This window comes from Arthrobacter sp. P1_B3 (assembly GCF_056406615.1).
This window is the reverse complement of sequence record NZ_JBFTZV010000012.1, coordinates 44,033-67,982: the sequence shown is the minus strand read 5'-3', so window position 1 is coordinate 67,982 and position 23,950 is coordinate 44,033. Positions and strand designations below refer to the sequence as shown.

General features: G+C 63.4%; 12 protein-coding genes and 1 pseudogene. 4 read left to right on the top strand and 9 right to left on the bottom strand.

The features are described from left to right. Positions 1–207: 207 nt before the first annotated feature. The 3 genes from AC1D2F_RS14025 to AC1D2F_RS14015 are packed head-to-tail and all read right to left on the bottom strand — an operon-like array spanning position 208 to position 11,586. On the bottom strand, positions 208–10,095 hold the full coding sequence (locus AC1D2F_RS14025; RefSeq protein WP_476966974.1) for a Tc toxin subunit A-related protein: 9,888 nt from the start codon (positions 10,093–10,095) through the stop codon (positions 208–210). Further along, positions 10,076–10,351 (bottom strand): hypothetical protein, encoded by a 276-nt coding sequence (locus AC1D2F_RS14020; protein ID WP_476966973.1) that lies wholly within the window; start codon positions 10,349–10,351, stop codon positions 10,076–10,078. The genes AC1D2F_RS14025 and AC1D2F_RS14020 overlap by 20 nt, the downstream gene beginning before the upstream one ends. Then, on the bottom strand, positions 10,351–11,586 hold the full coding sequence (locus tag AC1D2F_RS14015; RefSeq protein WP_476966972.1) for a SpvB/TcaC N-terminal domain-containing protein: 1,236 nt from the start codon (positions 11,584–11,586) through the stop codon (positions 10,351–10,353). The genes AC1D2F_RS14020 and AC1D2F_RS14015 overlap by 1 nt, the downstream gene beginning before the upstream one ends. A 736-nt stretch (positions 11,587–12,322) precedes the next feature. On the opposite strand from AC1D2F_RS14015, the gene AC1D2F_RS14010 reads away from it, so the two are divergent. Further along, on the top strand, positions 12,323–12,976 hold the full coding sequence (locus AC1D2F_RS14010) for a hypothetical protein (RefSeq protein ID WP_476966971.1): 654 nt from the start codon (positions 12,323–12,325) through the stop codon (positions 12,974–12,976). Between the two features lie 1,401 nt (positions 12,977–14,377). Here AC1D2F_RS14010 and AC1D2F_RS14005 read toward each other — a convergent pair. Continuing rightward, positions 14,378–15,580 carry an RNA-guided endonuclease InsQ/TnpB family protein gene (locus tag AC1D2F_RS14005; protein ID WP_476966970.1) on the bottom strand — a complete coding sequence of 401 codons (1,203 nt, stop codon included), beginning with the start codon at positions 15,578–15,580 and terminating at the stop codon, positions 14,378–14,380. A 119-nt stretch (positions 15,581–15,699) separates the two neighbouring features. Here AC1D2F_RS14005 and AC1D2F_RS14000 point away from each other — a divergent pair, with 119 nt between their 5' ends. Next, entirely contained in the window at positions 15,700–16,011 is a 312-nt protein-coding gene (locus tag AC1D2F_RS14000; RefSeq protein WP_476966969.1) for a helix-turn-helix domain-containing protein, read from the top strand. Positions 16,012–16,337: 326 nt separating this feature from the next. On the opposite strand, the gene AC1D2F_RS13995 is transcribed toward AC1D2F_RS14000, so the two are convergent. The 5 genes and pseudogenes from AC1D2F_RS13995 to AC1D2F_RS13975 all read right to left on the bottom strand — a co-directional run bounded on the left by AC1D2F_RS13995 (position 16,338) and on the right by AC1D2F_RS13975 (position 22,174). Then, positions 16,338–16,547 carry an excalibur calcium-binding domain-containing protein gene (locus AC1D2F_RS13995; RefSeq protein WP_476966968.1) on the bottom strand — a complete coding sequence of 70 codons (210 nt, stop codon included), beginning with the start codon at positions 16,545–16,547 and terminating at the stop codon, positions 16,338–16,340. Between the two features lie 448 nt (positions 16,548–16,995). Continuing rightward, on the bottom strand, positions 16,996–18,066 hold the full coding sequence (locus AC1D2F_RS13990) for a hypothetical protein (RefSeq protein WP_476966967.1): 1,071 nt from the start codon (positions 18,064–18,066) through the stop codon (positions 16,996–16,998). Positions 18,067–19,359: 1,293 nt separating this feature from the next. Then, positions 19,360–21,288 carry a hypothetical protein gene (locus AC1D2F_RS13985; protein ID WP_476966966.1) on the bottom strand — a complete coding sequence of 643 codons (1,929 nt, stop codon included), beginning with the start codon at positions 21,286–21,288 and terminating at the stop codon, positions 19,360–19,362. A 443-nt stretch (positions 21,289–21,731) separates the two neighbouring features. After that, positions 21,732–21,875 (bottom strand): annotated as a pseudogene (locus tag AC1D2F_RS13980) (excisionase family DNA-binding protein); the annotation flags it as partial. Positions 21,876–21,880: 5 nt separating this feature from the next. Then, positions 21,881–22,174 carry a hypothetical protein gene (locus AC1D2F_RS13975; protein ID WP_476966965.1) on the bottom strand — a complete coding sequence of 98 codons (294 nt, stop codon included), beginning with the start codon at positions 22,172–22,174 and terminating at the stop codon, positions 21,881–21,883. Positions 22,175–22,404: 230 nt separating this feature from the next. Here AC1D2F_RS13975 and AC1D2F_RS13970 point away from each other — a divergent pair, with 230 nt between their 5' ends. Next, positions 22,405–22,686: a hypothetical protein gene (locus AC1D2F_RS13970; protein WP_476966964.1), complete on the top strand. Its 282-nt coding sequence runs from the start codon at positions 22,405–22,407 to the stop codon at positions 22,684–22,686. Positions 22,687–23,221: 535 nt separating this feature from the next. Beyond that, positions 23,222–23,860, top strand: a complete 639-nt coding sequence (locus tag AC1D2F_RS13965; RefSeq protein WP_476966963.1) for a helicase associated domain-containing protein — start codon at positions 23,222–23,224, stop codon at positions 23,858–23,860. Positions 23,861–23,950 lie beyond the last annotated feature (90 nt).

Here is a 23,950-nt window from a genome sequence, read left to right as displayed (position 1 = left end):
AACTTGCCGCCGACCTCGGCAAGGCAGTCAGTCAGGGCCCAAAGGTTGGATCCGGCGTCTTTCCCAACCGAGGGCTTGCCGGGATTGTCTCCTCCGGGGATGGCGCCGCGAACTCCCAGCTGCTTCCTTCGACGCAGCGTGGAGGCTCGCGGGCGGCACGATTTACGACCATCACCGCTGCTTGTCTCTGCGAGCTCTTCGCTACAGTCATTCATCACTGCCTGCAAGGACTGCGGAGTATGTTATGACGAATTGCAGGTCGGTGAACGTTCGAAGGGCGCTGCTCGCACCGGAGATCGTCCAAGTGGCGGCATCTGCTTCCTCGGACTCAGGTATGTCTGCCGAGAGGCCCTCAGCGATTCCGCGTGCAATCAGGCTGAGGGGTGCGGCCTCGATTGGTGCGGCTTCGGTCAAGGGGACTTTCTGTTTGGCGATCCTAAGCGCCGGCAAGCTCAGGTCGCCTGGGTCGCTGGAGGGATCGGCGGCCACCCCGAATACGTCCACACGCCTGATCTTCACGTCGGTCGCCGCGCCGGCGACGAAGTAGGGCAGGCGATTACGGGCAATTGTGATGTCCTGAGTGCGTTTGCCGTCCCCTCTTGCCGTTAGTCGAGCCCACTGGGTGGGGAAATCCTGGCTGAGGCTGATCAGCAGCGCATGGGGCGTGTCCGCCGTGTTCGCGGATGCGGAGACGAGGGCCCCCACGGCGGCGCCACGCAGCTGTGTACCGCCATCCCGCGCTGAGAAGCGCATCGTCAGGATGGCGTCGGTGATGGTCGCATAGTCGAAGGTTGGGAATTGGGCCGGTAGTTCCAACTGCCAGGTTGAGATCGCGCCTCGGCCCTCGTAGGGCATTCGCCGCTCCCCTGTTAGGGTGGGCTCCCAGACGCCGGGCGCCTCGACTGTCCCGCTCGTGACGACAGTTTCCGCGAGGGCGAAGTCATCGGTGAAGCGGTTGTCGTCGGTCTGGGTACGCGGGTACGTCCCTGCCGCGCTGGCACTTCTCCGCACTTCACTGTGCTCCAGGGTCAGACGGGCATGGACGGCGGTGTGCCGTCCGACCACACATGGCAGGCTGAGCGCTACAGTCTTGAGTCTGCGCAGGTAGTGACCCGGCGAACGTAGATCGAACAGCCACTCCGGTACCAGAAATCTACACTTGCCGGTGGCTCGCAACTCAAGCAAGGCGGCAGGATCGAGCTGCCGCAACGAGATGTCGTGTGTCAACTCATGTTCGCGTTGATTGCGCTTGAAGTAGGCGATCTCCAGGCGCTTCAGGTCCTGGGTCAGTTGTTCACCCGCGAGCAGACCGCGGTGCTGGGAGTCCCAGTAGTGCGGGCGGATGAAGGTGTCCGACTGGACCAGCTCGTAGCGGAGCGCCTGCTCGGCTTGCCGCGCGAGGTCAAGGGCCAGCTGGTACGCCGAGAAGTAAACGGTACCCAGTTGACCGGTCATGAAGGTGTACAACTCCGTGTTGGAGTACTTGGATCGCATGAAGCTGTCGATCGCCCCGGCGTTTGTCATCTGCTGCCGGTGGTTGGCCAACTCCTTGTCTGCGAGGCTTTCTCGGATCTTCGCGGCGGCGATCTGCTTGTCGATTTGACCGAGCTCGCGTAGGGCCGCGTTGCTTTGCGCCACCCATTCGTCGCGACGACGCTGGTAGCCGCTCAGGATGGCATCCCGAGTTGCATTGGCACTGGCGGTTGTAGCGGAGAGGTTGGACACCGCTGCCAACGCGTTCGCGGCATGCCCCAAGCCTTGCATTGACGCAGTGACCGGATACGAACCCACGGTGAAGAAAACGGAGCCGATGATGTTGGTGATAGCGGCCTCTTGTGAACGGCCCAAGCTCTCTCGCATCTGGCCGAGTTGATCCTGTTCGGCTTGCAGCAGGCCCAGTCCCTGCACGTCTTGGTCGGTGGCCGATGGTGCCACGAAGGCAAGGTTCGCCGGCGCCTCAGCGATACCCACACCCTCGGCCGGCTCTTTTCCTGGCTGTCCCGTGAGCAGGTATTGGATGTGGCGATAGCGGCTTGCGACGGCCTCCCGCGAAGCGCGCAAGGCAGCGAGGTTGGCGGCGGCATCGTCGACCTGATCTTTGCGCACCTGTTCAACCAGGGCGAGCAGGCCGACTTCCTGCTCGGAGCGGATTCGGGCGAGCTTCTCCCCGTCCTGCTTCTCCAGCGCTGAAAGTGTCAGTGAGCCAAGGGATTTCAGTTCGGTGCACAGTTCGTTCGCTTTCTGGACCAACACCGCAAACCGGTAGGGCGAGAGAGTTGCATTCGCTTGCGCGACGGCCTGGCCGATATCGACTCCAGCGGCGACCGCTTCGACGAGCAGCGCCGGATCGATCGGCGGCGCGTAATAGGCGAGTTGCCGTTCGACGCCGTCGATGTTCTGGGAGTGTCGGATCTTGAACAGCCGGTCTTCCAGCGTGTCCCAGTACTGTTCGAGCACCTCGTCCGGCGGAACGCAGAAGTACGTGACCCCGATGGTGCTCAATTGGGCGATGACCTGGGCCGGGCTTGGCAGATTCGGCACACCCTTGGCCCTGAGGTCAGCGATGTAGTCCAGGATCGCCTTAATGAAGGGCGAGTCTGCGACCGAGTACCACGCGTTGCCGAACTCGTCCCACCGTCCCTTGAGCGCACGGTACGACCGGGGCTCCGGGGTCAGGGACGCCGGCGATCGGCCTGGCCTCGGACCGAGCAGATTCGACGCCTCGATGTAAAGCATCAGCGCCTCGACCAGTGCTTCTCGGGTGTCGCGCCGGAATCTGTCATCAGCCCAGGCAAGCAGATTCTTCACATAGGCCAAAACGACCTGCCACTCGTAGGCGCCGATGCGTAGCCGGGCGACCTCGTGCGGCTCGAACGGATGGCCCCGCCACTGCTCGATCTGGCTCTGGAAGGCATTCTTGGCCGGGCTCGTCACGAACGGATCAGCCAGCCAGGTCACCAGTTCCTCGATCCGGGCCGGGATGGTCGTCTCCCGGAAGGGCCGGAATTGCCAGTACAGCTTGGGGTCGAAATGTTTTGCCAGACGGGCTTCCTCACTCGTGGGGTCGAAGACAAAGCGCAGCCACTGCTGCGCTTCGGCGTAGCGCTGCTCCTGCCCTAGGCGATCGGCGATGAGCAACGGCACGTGGAAGAACGTCTCCCAATAGGAATCCGCGCTCGGACTGCGGCGATCAAAGTTAACGCCTTGTTCCAGCACAGAAGTATCCGCCAGCATATTGTTGCCCGGCCGATTGGTCTCTATAATGATTCGTCCGTCGTCCCGCATCGCCTGCTCGCTGGGCAGGTAGAGCTGAGCTACATCTCGGGCCACCAATGTTCTGTGGCGCATACTCAAACGGGTGCTGTCCGCAGTGATAACGAGTCGGTCCGCCGCCAGCACCCTAATCAGGAAACTGCTTGCACTGTCCTGATAGTGCCAGTAACGGCTGCTGCCGGAAGGACCACCGACGATCACGAACCGGCCGGGCGTGGCGGCAAGCACCCTCGCCAACGTCATTGACCCTGGAGTCCGGAAAGCCAATTCGTCGTCCGGGCGGTTATACAGCTCGCGGAACCCGTTGTCGTAGGGCTCACCTGCGGGCTTTGTGTCTGCCCCCAGCGGTGGTGCCAGCTGCCCGTTCCACGTGGATTGATAGGTCGCGTCTCGGTCAGTGCGGATGATGAAGCTGCCGGCCGCCACGGTCCTGAGCGGACGCTCGGGATCGTCGATGCCGGTCGGCTTTGACACACCGGGCGGTGGATCCAGTACGATCTGAGGGCTCCAGGTCTTGATCGGTTTGCTCCGCGCAGCATCCTGCGGATACACCGAGGTCCCCCGCTTGACTTTCAAGAACAGTCCGCCGTGGTACTTGTAGAAGTTGAGGCTAATGTCGTTGTCCGCCGGCCGGGGGCGGTTAGGACCGAAGATGTCGTCAAGGTCGGTCCGGGGCCATTTGGTGAAGTACTGCGAAACGTGGCCGCGGTCGTTGGTCACGGCTCCTGGCCCGGCTCCATAATTCCCCCATGCGACGCTGACCAAGACGTCAGTTGCGGGCCAGCGGTTTCCGTTGATGTCCTCGAAGACGACGTCGCAGGAGAAATTGAGCGAGCCTGGGCTGCCGTCGACGCTGGTGATGACGTCGGGGCGGGGATTCAAGCCATCCGTTTTCGGATCCTCGGCACGGAACATGGAGATAACGGCAACGCGCTGATCGAGAAGTCCGGCGGGCAAGCCTTGCGCGACTCCAGACACGTCTGGCAGATCGGCATGCGTGAGGCTGAAAGCAAAATGGCGGTGTTCATCGACGCCCGAAAGGGCTGCCACGGTGAGCGTCGTCGGCGCCACCTTCTTGTCAGTCCAGCCCCGCGAGGTCCGCTTGGCCCAGGTCAGCTGGATTTCCCACTCTCCAGGCGCTTGGCTGGTGTTTTTGCGGAAAATGGCCCAGGCCAGATGGAGATCCCCGGCAAGGACGAAAGGGACTACGTGTGACCCGACGACATCCAGGTCCACCCGCTGCCACGGCCGCCACCGTTGGCCCCCGTCCCCGACGTCTTCGCAGACCCGCCAGTAGTGTGCATACGGCGGGTTGGCTCCCCGTCCCACCAGATAAAGGTCGGACCTTCCAGGCTTCGTGTGGTCGTCCTCGTAGACTCCCAGGATCGTGATCTGCGAGAGATCGACCAGATCGTCGAGGTACCCCAGCAACGCGCTGCGCGCGCCGTCGGGCGTCGCTTCTGATTGAGCAAATGCTGACTGCACTGCCCGGAACGCGGCGCTTGCGTCCAGGCGCAGCTCCGGTCGCAGCCAATGCTGTGGCCGAAGAAAGACTTTCCGCGCCGCCTCCCACACCCGGTATGCCTCCATCCACTCCCATTGCGGGCGGTTGATGGTGCCGGGGGGGACCTGCGGCTCGAGGTTCAGCAGGCACCGGTTGACGAACAACTGGATCGCCTCGGTCGCCACCAGCAGCCGCGTAGTGATCAGCGCTGGCGCCGACTGCGTGTCGATGAGGTAGTGCTCGTACAACGCATCTGCTGTGGCAAGCCGATCACGATGCACCAGATAGGCCACGAGCGCGTCGCGCTGCGTCATCCGAAGGTTGTCCGAGACTGGGCGGATGATGTCGTCCCATGCCGTGTCGGAGTAGCGCCGACGAAGCAGTGAATAGGCTAGTTGAGCAGCGGCTTCTGCCTGTTCTACGGTCAGGCCGTCTGCGACGAGTGTGTTCGCCTGGCTAACAGTGGCCCGCAACCGCTTCAGGGCGTCGAGCAGGCGCAACAGGTGCTCCAGATATTCCGGCTGCTGGCATGTGATTCCGGAGATCTCGATCTGTGCAGCGGCCGACCTCACCTGGGGGGCAGGCTGCTTCACCGCGGCGGCGATCACGGAGAGCGCCGCCGTCCTTTGCTGGTCTCCGGTTTGACCGGCGACCAGCAGAGCTTGCAGGTAGGCATTCATCATGGTTGATCCGCCGGGGTTTCGTCCTCGGAGGTCCACGAATGCCGAGAGCCGAAGCCACGATTCGATCGGTACTGCCGTATCGCTGGACACGCCGCACGGGAGTCCGTTCAGGTCAATGACCGCCATGCCGCCTGGCCGTCCTGCCACCGCCGGTCCGGTTCCTTGGAAGGCGAGCAGCTGCTCGATCTGCAGCCCGGTCCTGCTGGCGATGACACAGACTTTGTTGAGCTTGCGCATCGCTGCGAACTGACCCGGATACTGGGCAGCGCTGAGCTGCGTGCGCGGGTCGATCGAGATGAAATCATTCGCCAGCAGGGCCTCGAAGGCTGACCGTGCCGGATCCGCTGCGTCAGCCGGATCGGCCAGCATGTCGAACAAGGCGCCGCGGATCAGCTCCTCCGGCTGCTGCAGCGCCTGCCCCAAATAGGACGTCGCGGCCGCGACGTGCAGCCGCCGCACCACTTCCAGCATGAGGACGCCGACACGGTCCGCGGGTGTACTGCCCGCCGCATAGAGCTGTCCCAGCGCGTCCTCACTGAAAAGGCGGTCCTTCGCTGGCGGATCGGGCCAGTTGTTCGACTGTGCGACGAGATCGTCGAGCGCACCCGATGCAGCTGCACCCAGGACCGGCTGAAGGACGGCAGTGTCCCACGGGTCGAGCCAGCCATCGACCACGATCTTGGTCTGGGAGGCTGAATCTCCGGGCTCCAGCCGGATTCTTCCGATGAACTGTTGCGGCAAGACCACGCCCGGGTCGAACGCGTCGTTGAACTGTGACACCAGCTTTGGCAGGGAGGCCCACCGGAGCCGTCGTGCAAGCCGCGCCCTTCGCCGCCGTAGCGCGGTCATCTCTGCCGTAGTCGGGGGCAGGGTGGGCGTGGACAGGTCAGCCGTGAGGTCGTCGAGGATGGAACCTATCAGTGCTGGGTACCATCCCAGACCGGTGAGTGCGGCCGCCGGATCGGGGTTGGCCAGGTTTGCCCCGTCGCGAATGGCTGCAGATGCTGCACGGAGTCCGGACAGGATGGCGTTGATCTGTCTGTCGCTAAGGGCGATGCTGAGCCCCGCCTCGGAGTACAGCGGCTCATCAGCCGGCCCGGCGATGTCTTGCAGGTGCCGACCCAGGTAGCAGAGTTCACGCAGGCTGAAGCGGCCGGGCGGAAGCGTGCTCAAAGCCTTAATCAGGAGCCGGGTCTCATCGGGGCCGGTGAGCGGGTTCACTCCGGTAAGCCGGAGCGCCCGCTGGTAGTCGGCCTCGTTGAGGCCGAGAAGTCGGCGGATGTCGGCCGCTCGCTCCCCGGCGGGGAGACTCGCCGGCCCGTCCGGCGCGAACCAACTGATCAGTTTTCCGACGTGTGCGGCAGTGTCCTCGTGCAGTCTCGTGATGGTGGCGAGTCGGCGGAGTGTGTCCTGGGTGATCAGTCCGCCAGTGGTGAAGGCCGTCAGCGCTGCGTCGACATCGCTTGTAGTCCAGCCGAGTGCTCCCCGGAGTCGCACGAAGCGGTGGAACCGGTCGAAGAAGCCGGGGTCGACGGGTTCAAGATGCAGCTTGCTCGGAACACACTCGGCAAGCGGCAACACCAATGGTGTGCTCCCGGACCCGCGGACGAAGGCTGAGTTGGCGACATCCAGCACTTCCTGATGGGTGAGAGCCGCTTGCTGCATCAGGATGGAGATCCTGGCCAGCACCGACTGCGGTGTGCCGGTAACCGTTTCAGTGGTGGAGGAATCGATGATGCTCACCATGCCGCCGCCGTCTACGCTGAGCCCCCAAAAGTTCCAGAGCACGGGCTCAGTGCTCGGATGTGTAACCCCATAGGCCAGCTCTGGCGACATGCCGAGGGTCTCGCGTGCAAGGGCAGTGCTTGTGGAACCGCGGGCAGCAAGGAGGAGTTCGAGCAAAGTGCGGCGATTCACGCCGGCTCGCTCGAGCAGGGCGCGGACCTCCGTCAGAGGCAGGTTCAGTGGCAGGCTCCACGGGAACGTGGCGCTGCGAAGGACCTCATAGGCTGCTGGGTTTCTGTTGCGCGGTTCCGGCCTCAGGTCCTGGCCGGACGCGCTCTGGTAGGTCAGCGCAGCCACGATGAGCGAGCGTGGCGCGTAGCTTATCTCGAAGCGGAGCACGAACGACGTCATAAAGCTGCCGGGGGCTGGGCCCGCCGCAACTCGGACATCATCTCCAAGAGGCAGCAGGATTGTGAGCAGGCCGCCAAGGCGCCCCTTGGCGAGCTCGGATTCTGTGGCAGAAACGGCATTTGATGAGTAGGTCTTGTCGGTCAGCGTGGTTCCGTCGGACGTCCTCAGCGTGAGTGACACGTCGCCGGTGGCGTTGACCAAGGCGGGGGACTTGATGACGTGGAACAGATAGCTGATCGTCCACGATCGCCCGGCTTGGGTCGTCGACACCGAGATGGGCCGGACGGCGGCCTGCCAGATGGGTTCGGCGCTCATGGAGTCTCGCAGGTGCCGGTCGAGCAGGGGTGGTATCGTTCCGGCATCGAGGTCCTGCCTGACCTGCTCCGTATCCAGACCCGCCGCCGAGACCTTGCGCGCAGCGAATGTTGAGCTGCCAAAGGTGATAGCTTCCGGGCGTGCATGCACGGTCCAGCGTCGGTCTCGGTCAGTGATCGTCCAGGCCGAGGGGCCCTCCCCTTGCAGCTCTTGCGGTTCCTTAACGGCGCGAAGGTTGCCAGCGACGTCACGTGCCGTGCGTTTCAGCACCGTCACGATCTCGTCGGGCAACGGATCGAGGGCCAGTTCAGCGCCCAGGTCAGCACCGGGCGGCAGGTCGATGCGCAGCGGGAGCGCTACCGCGTTCTCCAGTACTTCGAGGGCAACATCGACCGCCGGGATCGCCACCTCACCGTTTGCGCAGGAGAGGTCGAGATCGACCAGATCCGGCCGGCGCGCCAGCAACGCCTTAAAGGCGGGCGAGGACCCTTGCTGAAGGAAGCTGAGAAGCTCGACGAGGTACGCCGCCGGGCTGAGTAATGACCGGCAATGGCCACACTCGCATGACTCGAGCGGGCCGAACAGAGCCCGCAGGGACGGATGCCGGTCGCCGGAGGCCTCGACGGGATGATCCAGGACCGCGATGCCTTGAGCCGAACCGGCACGCAGGACGCCGACGAGGGCGGCAGTGGTCTGCTGGACGATCTGTGCCTGTTCCAGGATGATCTGTGCCTCGGCGGGGTTGATGGCACCGTCGACCGTCGATGCGAAGTAGCCGGGCTCCATGGCGGCGATCCGTTCTACCGAATCAACGCCGCGGTGGAGCAGTACATCCACGTGGTCCCAGCCGGTCGTGACGGAGCCAATTCGGCGGACGGTCTTCAGCGCCCGCACCAGCGCCGGTTTGTCCACTCCGTCGGTGTCCGGAATGGCGCCGATGGCCGTGTCGATAGGACTCGTCGATATGTCGAACTCGGGGTGGTCAGCCAAGAACGGCGCCACCAGGTCACCGCCAGAAATGGGCAACCGAATGGACCCCGCCGTCAGCCGAGCCCTCAGAGTTGCCGTGGGATGCAGGGTCTCGACCTGATGCTGCATCCGTGTTGCGTACGCCTGCGGGCCCTCAAATGACGGCGCGCCATGGCGATAGGCGAGATCGAGCCACTCATCCGGTGGCAGTTCGGCAAGTCCGATCAGCGATACACCGGCACCGGCACGCTCCTGCAGCGTGCCAACGGTGGATGCTTGGCCTTCGGCAAGCTCCGCGAGTTTCATGGTCAGGACGGCCGCATCGACGGTCTCAGGTTTGACTCCCGCCTCTCGCAGCAGGCCGCCGAGCTGGCTGGCGCTGGCCTGTCGATCGTTGAGTACTTCGGCGACGGTCCTCTCCTCGTCATCCGTCAATGGCGTCATGGACGTCGCAAGCAGATCCCGAACCGTATCGCCGCCGGCGATGGGCTCCCGGTCGAGCAGATACTCCGCGCGGAGCGACCGGATATGCGACTTCAGCTCCTGCGCATTATCCTGCATCGTTTTCGGGACGATCCCGCGCTCCGCCGCGGAGCTGATGGACGACGTCAGTTCGTCCACGGACCGTTCCCAGAAAGCAGGATCATCGACGTCAAACCCGCTGCGCCGCCACGCGTACCAGGCTGCAGAAGGGAGGCCGGGGGCGACCCGTCGCCGGCGATCACCGCCGGAGGATCGCTGTGCGGCCTGGAGCAGGTCATTGAGCTGGGTTTCCGCGATTCCCGTTTCGTGTGCGAGGAAGGAGAGGTCTTCCGACGTAACGTTTTGAAGGTCAAGCCCATCGAGAGCAGCCTGAATTGATGCCACACCCCGCTCGTACTCTGATGGGACAACGATCGACGACTCTACGTTGAAGTCGAACTCTTCCGTGTCCAATGCGGGGAACCGGACCGGGGACGCTGCCAGCTCGACCGAGTCATCAAACACGCGAACCCGCAGGGCCTCGGACCACTCCACGTCAATCGAGTACACGCCGTCCCCATTAGTAACCGCCTCTCCCACAAGCGATTCCTCACGGAGCCGCACCGAGAACACTTTTACACGGGCATCCGGCAGGGGCTGCTGATTCTGGTTGTGCACCGTTCCCGACACGGAGAAATTGAGCACCATCGCGGAATCTGTTGGGTCGGTCATTTCAACGCCAATCTCGTGCATAATTCATGAGATCGTTCTCCGTCGGGTTAGGCGGTATGGGATTCTGATAACTGTTCCCCCCCTCCATGATCATCACACCGACGCGGCCGTCCCCGGCTGGATCGACGAGCGACAGATTAGGGTCGTTCCAATCGATCTGCAGCATCGAGACAGAGGGGCGATGCGGCGCCCAGCTGTCGTCGGTCCGCTCAAAGAACCCCGGCGCGGGATCGACGAAATGCACGACGTCAAGACTTCCGTCACGGGCCAGATCCATTAGCCGGGTCCCAGGATCTGCCAGCGAAACCGCGGGACGGGACGGCAACGTCTGGAGCGCACCGTATCTTGCCTCATCGAGCGCAGGCTTGTAGTATCAGGCGCCGTTCTGGGCAGCCATGCTGCCTTGGGCCGGATCACCATCACGGTCCACGAATTCATACCCGCTGGATTCTCCAGGCTCGCAGCGTCAAAAGTATGTACCTGATCGGACTGGACAGCCTCCATGTACCCCAGCTCAAGCGACGACAGAGAGCGGGACAAGTAGCCGCCCGCCGGACCACCCCGATGGCCGTAGACCGTCGCCGATTCAAAGACCGATCCCAATGGCTGACCTGGCCGATCCGCAGTAGTCGCGCTGCCGTCGTGCCGGTAGGCGAACGCCATCGACCCCACCGGGCAATTCGCTCCGACGGCTGCACGCGGGAAGTGGTGGAACATCAGCGGTCTGCAGCACAGACGATACGTCCGTGCCTCGAAGCCGAACCGACAGCGGGAGAAGGGATCCTGCCGGCGATCGCGCTCTCCGGAGTCGTCCGGGGCGCTGTTGTCCCCACGGTACTCGCCGTAGTCGAGGACTAGCGTGACCCTCCAGCGGTCCGGTGCCAGAGTCTCGTGCACAAACTGGCTGTATCGGTTCCCGTGGTGCATAGCTTTGAGATAGCGATTGGCGAAGCAGCCCGGACCGCGGTGCTGTTCGTGCGCGGCGGTGAGATCCACTCCGTCACTGTTCTCGGCAACGTACTCGTATTCGCCGGCATTGCCCTTGTTGTCGTAACTGGCACAAATCAGCCAGGTGAAGACGTGCTCGCTGCAGGCCCAACGTTCGATGCGGGTGAACAACACCTCGGTTCGTGGGCGGTATCGCAGTACAGGATACCTGAAACCGCCGGCCGTCCGTGGATGCTCGTCTGGCTTGCCTGTGGCGTCAAACATGGGCACGAGGTGCACAGTCCCGGACAGCAGAAACCTATCGTCCTCGTCGTAGCGGCGCACCCGCCTGTCGGTCGTCCGCGAGATTCCCGGCAGCGCCAAATCCCAGCCGAGCCCGAAGACGCCGTGGCCCTGCCCAGAGTCATATGTGAGCGAAAGATCCTGCGTGAATCCAGGACGGCCCGGGCTCAGCGGCAATGGAATCGTAAGGTGTGTGGACCCTGTCGCCGGACTCGCGGAGAACTTCTCGCCGATACCCCTTGCCGCGCTACCGCCCTTCGGAATGGTGACAGTGGGGGCCACCGCAATGCTAGGCAGTGGTGGGGCCGCGAAGTTCGGGCCAGGCGACCGCCGCAGCCCGTCACGGCCGCCGACTGGCGCGCCGCTGCGAGCCAGGGCCGTACTCAGTGACTTCTCCTCTGCGGTCAATGCATCGCCTCCGACCCGTCGCGTCGAAATTCCATGCGGAAAGCCGGTACCGCGACCACGTGATCGGGTTGCTGGCACGGCGCCAACCGGCTGGTCCAGAGCCGGCGCTGAGCTTGATTAGACACGTCCGCGCGTTACCGCGCCGTTACTGCGGCCCCTCAAGCGCGGAGCAGTAGGTCGACGCCTCCCTCCGTGGCGCGACTGCTTCGCCGCGGGCGCCAAAAAGGCACGTAACAGGTCCTGTTTGGAGAATTTCTGACAACGGTACCGATGGCCGGCGCAGAGACCTTCTTCGCCATAGAGCTTCACCAGATGCCTCTGCGGTGCGCGCAGCTAAACAGTATGAATCGGGTGGGTGGAGCCGGCCTCCTCGCATGACGTCGGATAGAAGCTCATGCGGTCGGGATGGGTCATCCGGATCATGTTGCAGTTACCTTCACCAGGCCTCTTCACAGTAGCTGGGGATCACGGTAGGGCTGGCAACCTGCCTTAGATCTCGAGCGCCGATGATCTTCCCCAGCCGCCCCTCTGTGGCGGCATTCCCCTTACTGATTCCTCCGCGCCGTTATGGCGCATGCCCTCTTCCCCCGGCTCTTTCCACAGTCGGCCCATGACGATGGCCGACCTCTCGACTGGAGAATCCTTGTCAGATACATCTTTCCGCACCGAAGACGCAGCCCAGGAGGCAGAAGAAAGTATCCGGTCCATGTATATGGAACGGCGCGCAGCGGCGAACCTCTCGGTCGTGTTATGTACGATCGCGGGCTACCGCCAGGTGGTCGACGGGTCATCACTAAAGAGCCCGGTAAAGAGAACGCTGCATGTCATGGTCGACAACTCCGTCGGCAACCAAACCACCATTGACAGGGCAAGCCTGTGTCTTCTCACCGGGAAACGGGATGTGTCCACTCTCATCGACCACTGGAATAGGGCTCGCGCCGCCGGCCTTCTGGAGGGTCAGCCCAGATTCGACAACAGCTCCATCCATACGTTTCTCATCCCCGGGACCAACGCTTCTGCGGGAACACCGGTTAACTGGCATTCCTGGACAGCCGACGAAATCGCGTGGTGGGACAGCCTCGATCCGGAGCACTGGACCCTCCTCCATGGCATCCCTGGCAGGGCCAGAAGCCGCCCTTCTAAAAATCCCACTCTAAATAAAGAGAGCTATAGCCGTAAGGCTTGCGAACTTTATGGCCGTCCAGTGGCATCAGGGCGCTGCGGCCAAGTGCGCCCTGATGCCAAAATCTTCCGGGACGAATAACACGAAAGATTCTTAGGCCGTGTGGTCGCATTGGCGACCACGGCAACGCCGGCTCGATTCGACACGGTTGCCCGCCAAGGGCAACCGGTATGCGGGGTGTCGAACTGTCCTCGACACATTATGTGTCGCGGACGGACCGCGTCAGGTGCGGTTCCTGACCCGTCGGCCCACAAAGGCCGACGGATCGATGGATTACCGAACCGGGACGCTGCCGGGGCGTCGTTCGCCCCGGCCATCAAGGTGCAGGAATAAATCTTATTTAATGGCTTCTAAACCCGTACGCGATACGAACCGCTATGACGGCCGGGCGGGACGGCCGGACGCGTGGGGGGTCACCCCCACCCGTCCAGATAGGTGGCGCATGGTCCCGCGACAGGACCGCTCACCGCCAATTTAGTCCAGCACCGGGCAGGCCCCCAGCCTGACCGCCAGCGTCCCGACACCGGCACCTTCCAAGTGCCGGTAAGACCATATCAACGTCGTCATTACCTAAGACAACGTAGGTAAGTGGCGCCGGTCCAGACAGCTGTGCGGCGCGCGGCTTCGGCCGGGCCAAGGCCAGAAGGTGGGTGCGCGCATCTCCGTGGAGGGCTCTGACGCCGCTCGCGGCCCCGGTCAACACAGCGAACCTCTACATTTGGAGGGACGAAGACGAGCCCTTGGCCGAGCTGGCCGACTCGGACCCAAGGGCTATGAGAGAAAGCAACGTGGCGGTCCACAATTGATGGTGGACCGCCGCGTCCGCGTCACCGGTTCGGCTACACGACCGTCTCCCGGACCAGCGCGGCGCTCACCGCACGCTGACCCAGGCCGCTGACGCTTGGGATGCCTCCTACGGATGAACTGAACCTAGCCCCCGGATCACCTGTTGCTGAGTCTTATGCGTCCTCCGGGGCAGGCAAGAACAAATAGCCCGGCCGTGCAGGGCCCCGGATCACAACGGTTCCGGGGCCAGGAAGCACAACGACCACTTTGACATGGTCGACGACTTCCTGCTCGGCGCTCGGACGCCACTCAGCGGCCCTGCGCTGCTTTCCTTTGACGCCCTGAAGCGTGTCCTGGATCTGAAGGGCTTGGAAAGTCCGTGTCGTCGATTTAGCGCTGACCACCAAGGCCAACGTCCTGGCCATTGCCGCCGGCCCGCACTTCCGCGGGGTGATGGGTGTCCTGCAGCGAGATGTCTATGTCAGTGCTGACGATGCGCGGGCCGGCCATTTGCTCTTGACAGAACCTCACTTGTGACTTGCCGGACGTGTGACCCATGTGTGACGTGCAGGTAATTGGATACGATGACAAGGAATAGTGACCTGACCTCCGCAGTAGGCGTCACACAGTGACCGACCGATATACTCGAGAACGTCAAGTGACTCACCCTTCCGAGAAGGCTTCTCGTGACGCGTCTTACGACGTGTCGCGCAGGGCAAGCCCGGCCCTGAGTATGTTGTCCGCCGCATTGAAGTCGGCGTCGTCCCGATGCCCGCACGAAAGACACTGGAATACCTTGCCGTTCCGGTTGGCCTTCTCCTTGTGCCCGCATTTAGGGCAGGTCCGGGAAGTGTAGGCGGGGTTGACCTGGATGAACTCACGACCGGCGCTTTCAGCCTTGTTGCGTATCATGCCCAGGAACATTCCCCAGCCTGCATCGAGTATGGACCGGTTGAGTCCGGTCTTTGCACTCCCTCCGTTGTGTTCGTAGCCGCCGGCCCCGTCGGGCCGCGGTGCCGCACGTCGGGTCATGCCGGCGATGTTGAGATCTTCGACGACGATGACGTCGTAGCTGTCCACGAGCCGGCGGGACGTCTTGTGGAGATAATCGCGCCGCTGGTCGCGGACCTTCCGGTGAACGCCGGCAACCTTCTCCCGGGCCTTGCGGTGACGGTTGGATTCCGGCTCGGTACGAGACCCTGACTTCGTGCGGTCCAAGGCCCGCTGGGCGGCAGCCTCCGTGACCTCGGCGGCCCGCCTGTAGGCCGGGTTCCCTATCCGCTCCCCCCGGGACGTGTACGCCAGGCCGTTGGACCCGGTGGCGAGGTCTATGCCGACCACGGCGCCGGTCTTCGGCAGCGGCGCCGGCAGGTCCTGCTCCGCATAGAGCACCACATACCACCTGCGACCCTCCCGCTTGACGGCGATCCTAGTGATCCGCAGGGCCACGACCGGGCGGTGCTGTTTGACTTTCACGTGACCGACGCCCTGGAGGTAGACCCGACCCTGGCTGGACTCCTGGGCGGGGATCCACTTGGCCCCGCCCCCGTTGCGGTGGTCCGCCGTATTGAAGCGGCCAGCCTGCTTCCACCGCGGATAGCCCGGCTTCTCGCCGGCCTTCACCCGGCGAAAAAAGGCCTGATAAGCCAGGTTGACCCGGCGGAGAACCTGCGTTTCGGCGTCATAGGACCAGCGGGAGTAGTCCGGGTCGTTCGCCCGGATGTCCTTCAGCTGGGCGTCCTGGCCGGCGAACCGGATCCTTGCCCGGGACTGTTTCCAGGCGCCCTTGCGCTCCTGCAGGGCGGCGTTGTAGAGGAACCGGAAGTCATTCAGCATCGCAACGAGCGAGTCATCCTGCTTCGCCGTGGGGTACATGCGGAACTTGTACGCGCGGATCATGGCATCCGCTCGTGGGCTTCCATAGTTCGCACCGTCTTTCTCTCCATGAGATGGACCGAATTGATGCATGTATCACTAGTAGAGCAGACAAGACTGACGTTGTCAGTTGACATGGATAAATGCCCACCCGCCCGCACCAGTCCTCCGAGGAGCAGACAAGCCGGTGGACGGAACGCAGGGCGATGGTCGGGGCACGAATACGAGAGCTGCGGCTCGAACAGGCGCTCTCTCAGGAGGCTTTGGCCCTGGAGTCCGGATTGAGCCGGAACATGATCATCGGCATCGAGTGGGGACGGAAGAGCGTCGCTTACGAGCGACTTTGGGATATCGCCGACGTGCTTGAAGTACCAGTTACCGCCCTACTCCTCCCTCCAGATTCGGCGGTAACGAAAGCGCCATACCGTGGGGGCCGACGACCAATGGGGGCGTAACCCGGCGGGAAGCCGCGAATCGTTGCCCCCGGGAGGCATCGATACGCACAGCAACGAGGCATCAGGAGCGCCAGGTCAGTCCCAGGGAGGACCGTCACATTCGCTTACCCCGGCTCCCCGCTTTGCTGCGGGATGGAATATATGACTACGGCCTCGGTTCGCCGAGCCAGTAGAGCGCGAGATCGACATCGCTCGCATACCAGATGCGACGAGGCGAGTCACTGTCGACCGCAGAAACCGGAGACCGATTATGACCCGGGGATGGAAGGCTTGGCCCAGCTGATTGCCGAGGGCGAGTCCATCATTCCTGAGCTCGTGGCCACCGTCTAGCACACAAGTGGTTCGGCGAGGGTACAGAGCCGGAGTAGCCCGCCGCCGCAATGAAGGCCCTGGCGGCCGACCTTCGGGCCTCGGAACATCCAAGAAGCTGGCATAGCCGGGCGGGACTCGCGGGCGACTCCATCGCCGTCTGGATCCAGATGCTTCGTGTAACCGGGCTCGCCTTCCTTTGACGGACCTTGGCCGCCGGCCCCCACGTCGTAGCAGCTCGCAACGCATAGGCGCCAGAGTCATTGACCGGCGCCGCCCGCACCGCCTTGGGCTTCTTGCAAGGCGTAGGATTGGTCGACGGTTGCGGTTCGGCCGCGGCCGTTGGCACCGGTGCTGCTCCACTGGCTGCCCCCAGCAGCCCAGATCAGACGGCTGGCCTTCCGGAGCTTGGCGGCCTTGCGGGTACTGGCGCATTCACGTAGACCATGCGTAGAAAGCTGGCCGGCGCCGGTGGCTATTTCTATAACCCCGTAGCTCGAAGGGGTTTGGGCAAGAGCTGCGAGGGTGCTGTGCCGGCACCAGCCGGTGTATTGGCGGAACTGGTGGGTTCAGCCCCGTTTCGCCTTTGGAGGTTTGGAAGGCCTTCCTCGGTGGTCCAACGGGGCGCCGGGATCCGCACCAACAACGCTACTGACTCCGTGCAAACAGGGGCGGTCACCGTCCTCCTTTCTTGATCGTCTCAGCGATCGTCTTGTGGATGCGCGCGACGTTGACGATCACGCTTCCAGGGCCGAAGACCCCCCAGGGGCCCGTGATGCATACTTGGTACACCAAGAGCCCAGGCGTGACGAGTGTCGGTTTGAGATCAACCTGGAACGGGCATCCGCTCACGGTCAATGACCGCCCCAGGGGAATGGTGTGCTTAGGGTTGTATGCGGTTCCTGGCCCATAAGGCAGTCGGAAGTCTGCCATGAGCCCAGCAATCTGGGTGAGTTTGGCGCCGCCGGCGGGGACACCGGTGAGCGAGTACGGCTTGATCTCGTAGTACTCGCGGGGAGAAGCGAAGCTCACGATGTCTGGTCTGCTCTGCGACCGCACGCGCTTGCGGAGTTCCGCCTCCCTCGGGTGTAGGTGCGGATTGTGCCGCACCAGCCCCAGCGTGAGCAGGTCGGCTCGTTCGGATTCGTCGAAGTAGACATCGACACCCTCCACGCATCCCTCGCCCAAGACACGGCAGAAGTCTTTCTGTATGAGTTCCTCGGCGACATTGCCCCATATCGCCGCGATGTCAGACCCTAGGATCGTTCCGGGGGCGACGCAGATGGTTCTCGGATCACCGCAGTTGTCCTTCCTGCGTGCCGCGGGCTGGTCTTCGATACGTGGCGCTCGATCGGGCGTCGGTGGCACCACTGGGTCGATGGGACGACCGAGCTCGCGCAGTCGTCGCCCCAGTTCCTTTGCGGCGCTCACGTCTTCGCTCCCAGGCGTGGGCCGCGGAGCAAGCGCGGCCGAAGCGAGCACAGCAGCACCCAGAGCCACGATCACCGCAAGCGGGTTCCCGACCGTCGTGGTAGCGCTCACGGGCCCGAACCCGCCACCGCCGGTCGTCCCAATCGCTTCCCGGTAGATCTCAAGGGCAGCCTCCGCGCTTCGAATGCGTGCGTGTATTTCGACGAATTGACGCCAGGTGACCTTCCGCGATTTGTAGGCCAGTATCGCTTCTCTGCGGGCGCGGTCGAGAGCAGCCTTTGCTGCCCGAGACGTCGCATTGTCTCCGGGCTTCACTCGCGACGGGATCACTCGTTGCGCGACAACGTTACTAGTGGGCAGTGTGGAGGTGCGAACAGCCCCGTGATTTGTCGCGCCCGCAAGCGATCGACCCTGGATCGACTGCGTTGCTACCCGGGCGTTCGACGTTGCCGTGGTGTTGGGTCTTGGGCTGATCCCCGATGTAAGCAACGCATGAACAGGCGATAGGAAGCCCGAAGAGTCACCCTCCCCAGCCCTTCGCTGCAGTGGCGCCTGGGCCGTCTCCGGATTCTCGGCATCCTGCTGGTGAACGTCCTCCTCGAGATGCTTCGCCGCGTATTCAGCATGCTCCTCGTCCGAACAGTTGCAGGGGGTAGGACCGCATCGCTGGAGTTCGAGGGCACCCGGGTGATTTCGGCCAACCGCCGAAGATCGCTGCATAGGCAGGTGTCGGGCCACGGCGGCGTTGCCGGCCGTCCGTTGCAGCCCCAAGACCAAGGCGGCCAGCGGGTCGGGCCTCGAGCCGACCACTGGCTTACCCCGGAGGCGCGCCTGGGTGACCGGCGCTCGACCGACCTCGAGAAGAGTTTGCGTGTTCATCCAGTCCCTCCATGCCACCCAAATTCATTCTCCTTCCCGACAGTTGAGCATGAAAGATGCGAGGGCATGAACTGCCCCTTCGGGCAGCGGGTTCGGCAACGCGCACGAGAATGTATGGGCGCAGGCAGCTTCCAACGTGCTGAAGAGGATTGACAGCACGGAGACGGACGAGGGTGCTCAATTCGGACGAGCCCGCTACATGGAGCTGTCTACGGTTGGCCTGCGAAGCGAGTCCGCACATTCACCCAACCAAGGTCCTTGGTCAGCACAGCTAGGGGGTCACATCCCTCTACTCTTTGCGTCGGCGTGCTCGTGATGCCGGGTCATGGCAGCACGCCGTCTTCGATTTCCCCGGCCGCGATCTTCTCCGCTGTGACCCGGTATGCCTCGGCGACGTAATTGTCCAGGTCAGCGTTTGCAACGCGCCACAACCCGCGTTTATCCTGACTCGATTCCTGCTGTGAGGATCGTGCGTTTGGGCAGGATCCCCCTCCTTTGCTGACACTTTTCCCATGCGTGTGAGGATGGCAGCGGTGGCAGACATGACACCTGCCCGGGTACCTTTGCGCGCGCTTTCACCGGAATCCCCAAGCGCACTGAATCGGAGCATCGGCGCCCTTGCCGGTGGGGACCGTCTCATGCAGCAACAAGCGTGAGTACGGTCAGGTCTGGTGCCTGTTGGGTTTCGGGACGCCTGTGGCCGAGCTGCCAGGATGTCTGGCCGTTCTTCTAGTCCTTGCGCAGTATTCCGGTGATGCCGGCCAGCAGTAGCGCGGTGAGCAGCCAGGCGAAGCCCTTGATGGCGGCGAAAACGCCCGGCAGCCAGGTGTTTCCGGTGATGTGCCATGCACTGGTCTGGCCGGTCGCAGCCGCTGGGATGGCCGTGTCCACAGCGTACAGACCCTCGTTGAACTGCGGGTAGTTGGAGGGAGGTTCAGTGGCTCCCGTGGCAGGAACTCTTTCCGAGCCGTTGTTCGTGGTGATGGTGACCATGGAGGCGCGGGAGTCACTGGGGGTAAACGCCGAGGCGTTAAGGCAGCTCAGTACTAGGACGGTGAGCCACAGCGCAGCCAGCCAGCCGATAACGATTAGCGGGTAGTAACCGTATCCGACCAGCGCGGCGTACGGCCATCGGACCAGCTTCGATGTCCAGGGCGCCACCCGTGTTGTCCTTCGGGCAGCCCAGAACCGGAACCGGCGGGCATCTTCTGGCCGTCCGATCTGGTCATAAATCTTCGCCATCTCCTTCCACGGCTGGGACTCGAATTCCTTCCTGCCCCCGGTGCGGGGCAGGGTATCGATGGTGTCCAGCCATGCGGAGGCACTTCTCCAGTCTCTCCGCAGGAAACCGTGGACCGTGCCCAGCGTCCAGCCCAGGGCGCTCGACAGGGGCGGCAGCCCCCTGTCGGGTTTTGTCACCCCCACCGACAGGATGCGGATGGACGCGAAGGAAAAATCTATTCGACCCTCCGCGATGTGGGCACCTTTCAGGAAAAGGGTCCCGAGGGTCGCACCCGAGAGATTGAGCGCGATTTTGTCCGGGTTGCTGAGCTTCGCCCCGTAGAGGACAAGTCGGTGATCGATGCGCGCGCTGACGGCCCGGAATTCTCCGGTAGTCTCCATTCCGTTCAGGAACGCGCCGAGGGTGATGTCAGCCCCATCGAGGGTCAGCGCGTTCCCGCCCTTGTTGCTGAGCTTCCCCCCTCTCAGGACAAGCTGGCCGCCAATGTGCGCGCCGCGGGCTCGAACTTCGCCCGTGGCCACTAGCACGTCCAGGAACGCGTCCCCAGTGATGTCAGCCTGCTCAGTCCCGCCCAGAAACGCGTCCCCGGTGATGTCAGCCCCATCGAGGGTCAGCGCGTTCCCACCCTTGTTGCTGAGGTTCGCACCGTTCAGGACAAGCTGGCCGCCAATGTGCGCGCCCGAGGCCCGGACTTCGCCGGTGGCCACCAGGCCGTCCAGGACCGCGTCCCCGGTGATGTAAGCCCCGTCGAGGGTCAGCGCGTTCCCACCCTTGTTGCTGAGGTGCGCACCTTTCAGGCGGAGCTGGCTGCCGATGCGGGCGGCGAGGGCCCGGACTTCAGCGTCGGCCACCAGCCCGTCCAGGAAAGCGCTGCCAGCGATGTCGGCCCCGTCGAGGCTCACCGCGTCCCCGTCCGGGTTGCTGAGATTTCCCCCTCTCAGGAGAAGGTTGCCGCCGATGTGGATGTTTTGTGCGGATACTTTCCCTGTCGAGCGGAGGCCAGTCAGGTCGGCGTCACCGGTCAGTCGGGCTGAACGCAGCAAAAGGCCCGGTAGTGCAACGCTTTCGAGGACCAGTTCAGGCAGGGTTGCCTGCTCGAAGATAGGCGCAGTTTCGAACCGGCAGTGAGTGAACACCAAGCGGCAGGGGATCTTCGCGTGGTCGAGGTCCAGTGTCCCGGTCACGAGTGCTCCGCGGACCTGTAGACCTCGGGGATCAGTCCTTAGGTCCGGTTCCAGCAGCAGTGCCCGGATGTCTTCGGCGGGAAGCTGCCGTGCGAACACATCGGCGCCGACGTCGGGCGGATCGGCCTCGTCGTCGATGATACCCGGAGCCAGATCAACTGGTTCCCCCGATCCTGCCGCCTTGCGCAGCCGCTCCATCCACGTCGCACGATCTCCGGTATCCGCCGTCATGGTCAAGTCATACCACCCGGGCCCTTAGCGTGACACTGCCGTTCGACATCATGGAATGTCCCCACCCCCCGGCACGTCGGGACAGTTCACTCAAGTGAAACAGGGACTGCATGCCAGGGTCGGGCACTCCGCCAGTGACCGGCCTCCGGCTTCCGTTTGGAGGCCAGCCGGGAAAGTGCCCCCACAGCGTTCGGCTTACAAACCAGCGAAATGGCTGAGCGACAGTGTTTTCTCGCTTCAGTCGGACCGTCCGCTTCTCAGGATCTCGCAGAGAGCCAATGGACCCAGGAATCGCTCATATGCCGAATCGCCGTCTCAAACTATGCAGCTGGATCCCCTAGTGTTCCTTACGAACCGCACAGAAAACTGAACACCGTCAGTGGCACTGCCCAATGATTGCGGGGCAGCACTGGCCGTGACTGAACAATTTGCACAAGATAACCACGCCCGCCAATCTGGATCCCCCGAAGCTCTCCGGACTTCAGCAGCATCCGCACGGTAGGCAGCCCCACATTCAACTCATCGGCAACCTGTTCAATTGTCAGGAACCGGGGCCGCTTAGTCGCCCCATCTGCAGCGCAGTTCATGCCGGCTACGAAAAATTCTTGAGTATGGCGCCGAGGTTTGAGTGAAGAGCCTTCAGTCCGTCCAGTTCCACGTGCAAGCTGGAATTTTGTTCCACATCATCCCCGGCCTCAAAGAACTGGAGGTCCATTATGGGGTGTTCGTCTTCTTCATCCTGACTCGCGACAAAAGCGATCCACGAGATGTCTGCGGGCCACCCACCGAGGGCCTGCAATTGAGCAGCGGGGGATCCCGGCGCGGGCGCCGTTTTCTCTTCAGTGCCGTCATCGTAAATCACGAAACGCGTGTAGCACTCGCTCATGCCGGAATCTTGATGGTCAGTGCACCAAGGCTTGCAGTTCGGTGTCGCAGTCATGGCTTCCCCCAAATTGATTGTTCCTGAACCTAGGCTACTGACAGTACGGTAGCTTGCTCCGCCTGTCCTTGCAGCGATTCGGGTTGTCAGGCCCCCGGCCTAGTATGCGTCCCGAGGTGAAAATCGACCCGGATGCCGTAGCCCGGATGCTGACCCGAGGCACGTATGTTTACGGCATGGCTTCATTCACGCTCGACGGCGAAACGCACGAGTACTTAAGACCGGACCCGGACCACCAGCCGGAAGACACAAAGTCATGGGCCTACGGAAACTTTCCTAAAGTGCTAGCCGCCCTGCCCCTCGCTGGCGGCGGCACAGTCGCTGTCTACGCCGTCGCGGAAAGCTGGAACCCCTCACACATTCTTGTGAGCTGGGCAGACGACGGCCGGCACGCTCACTGGGCATGGATCCCTGCCGACAACGTCGAACGCGTCACCCGATTCCGAATGGGACATTGAGGAATACCGACGCTGCCCGGTTAATCTACGCGCTGTGCGTTGGGGAAACTGTTTACCCGGATTCCTGTCCCCATAGCTGAAGCGGACCCAGCAGGGCTGGGCCCAGCCGAGGATCTAACGATAGCGATCAGCAAGGTATCTAGGGGACCGTCTGGTATTGCTGGGAAGAGGCCGCACCGTCGCTTGGCAGGACCGGGCCCGCCGGGAGCTAAAGCTGACCTCAACGCCACCGCCTCAGAACTTCGCCTGATGCTCCGCGAACGGAGCCATCATCCACCAGGAACCAATCAGGTGAGGATGGACGCGGACAGGCGGGACTTCATAGCTGAGTGTGGGGAGGGTCGAGCTGGTCCAGCCTGGGTGTTGTGCTTACGGCTACCTGTCCGAGGATGCGGTGACCGCGGCGCCTGGCCCCAACCGCCCGGCTGAGACGGCCGACTGCACCAGCGGGACGCCCGAGAGCACAGCAGTAGACCGGTGTCGGCTGCACTCCCAGCCCGGCCGTGGCAGGATGAGGTCCATTATGGACAGGCGGTTGCGGCGAGCTCCTGACGCGGAATGGGTGCTGATGTACCGGCTCGGGCTGAGCCGGAAACGCATCGCTGCCCTCGTCCGCGTACCGCCCGCCGTCGTCGGATACCACCTGGTTATCGCCCGCAGCCTGGATCCGGAACTCGAGGCTAAACATCAGGCCGTCGCCGGTACCGTACCTTACCCGTCCCACAGGGATCTCGCCCGTATGAAGGAGGTCATCGCCTGGGTGTCGGCCGAAGGCCGGTTCCCTGAAGGCCGTTCCGGCGACCGGGGCGAACGGTCGATGGCGCGGTGGCTGTCGGTGCGCCGGCGCGAAGCGGCCGAGGGGACCCTTGCCCCCGCCTACCGTGACGGGCTTGCCCGGGTGCCCGGGTGGCTGGACAACCGCAGGGAAGCCGAGGACGAGGTCCGCTGGCACCACCGCCTCGCCCAGCTCATCGCCTACCGCGAGGACGGCAACGACTGGCCCCGCCACCGGAAGACCGACTCGGAACGTGAACACACCCTCGGGGTCTGGATCCACACCCAGCGGTACAAACGCCGCCGCGGCGAACTCGACCCCGTGAAACTCAAACTCCTGGACGACGCCGTTCCCGGATGGCAGTCAGGGAGGACCAGGGGCCGGCCTCCCCGGCAGTAGCGCCGGTTGTACCCACTGTGGGCCTGGCGTCCCTGATCCAGGGCCCGCATCCGGGTGGCATCCACCGCTTCTTCCGGTTGGCGGTTCATG

Coding starts and splice junctions, on each gene's coding strand:
- AC1D2F_RS14025 (WP_476966974.1), bottom strand. CDS start 10,095: ATGCACGAGATTGGCGTTGAAATGACCGACCCAACAGATTCCGCGATG.
- AC1D2F_RS14020 (WP_476966973.1), bottom strand. CDS start 10,351: ATGGATCTGGCCCGTGACGGAAGTCTTGACGTCGTGCATTTCGTCGAT.
- AC1D2F_RS14010 (WP_476966971.1), top strand. CDS start 12,323: ATGACGATGGCCGACCTCTCGACTGGAGAATCCTTGTCAGATACATCT.
- AC1D2F_RS14005 (WP_476966970.1), bottom strand. CDS start 15,580: ATGATCCGCGCGTACAAGTTCCGCATGTACCCCACGGCGAAGCAGGAT.
- AC1D2F_RS14000 (WP_476966969.1), top strand. CDS start 15,700: ATGCCCACCCGCCCGCACCAGTCCTCCGAGGAGCAGACAAGCCGGTGG.
- AC1D2F_RS13985 (WP_476966966.1), bottom strand. CDS start 21,288: ATGACGGCGGATACCGGAGATCGTGCGACGTGGATGGAGCGGCTGCGC.
- AC1D2F_RS13975 (WP_476966965.1), bottom strand. CDS start 22,174: ATGAGCGAGTGCTACACGCGTTTCGTGATTTACGATGACGGCACTGAA.
- AC1D2F_RS13970 (WP_476966964.1), top strand. CDS start 22,405: ATGGCTTCATTCACGCTCGACGGCGAAACGCACGAGTACTTAAGACCG.